Origin of the sequence: Chryseobacterium sp. SIMBA_028, assembly GCF_046535285.1 — a bacterium.
Classification (GTDB): Bacteria; Bacteroidota; Bacteroidia; order Flavobacteriales; family Weeksellaceae; genus Chryseobacterium.
This window is the reverse complement of the sequence record NZ_JAWRWZ010000119.1, coordinates 1-327: the sequence shown is the minus strand read 5'-3', so window position 1 is coordinate 327 and position 327 is coordinate 1. Positions and strand designations below refer to the sequence as shown.

The following is a 327-nucleotide window of genomic DNA, read 5'->3' as shown; positions in this document are numbered from 1 at the left end:
CATTGAACCAATATCAGAAGCCGCATTTAAGAATCCAAAACCTTCAGCTCCTGCATCTAGAATATCAGTGGCAAATACCGGAATAAGCGCTACCGCACCTCCGAAAAGTACAGCAAACATATCCAGACATAATGCGCCTAAAATTTCTTTGGTCTTAAAAATATAGGAAATTCCTTCACGCATACTTTCCACCACATTTACCGTTTCTTTTTTATATTCCGAATGCTGCTTATTCAGGTTCCAGAAAAACAGAGAAGCCGTAAAAATCAGGGAAATAATCACTACTAAAGTCCATTTTACACCAAATGAACCAATAAGAAATCCGCC

Annotated in this window: 1 pseudogene; it reads right to left on the bottom strand. The window is 38.2% G+C overall.

The window, feature by feature from the left end:
• Positions 1-327, bottom strand: a pseudogene (locus tag SCA31_RS22805) (MFS transporter); the annotation flags it as partial.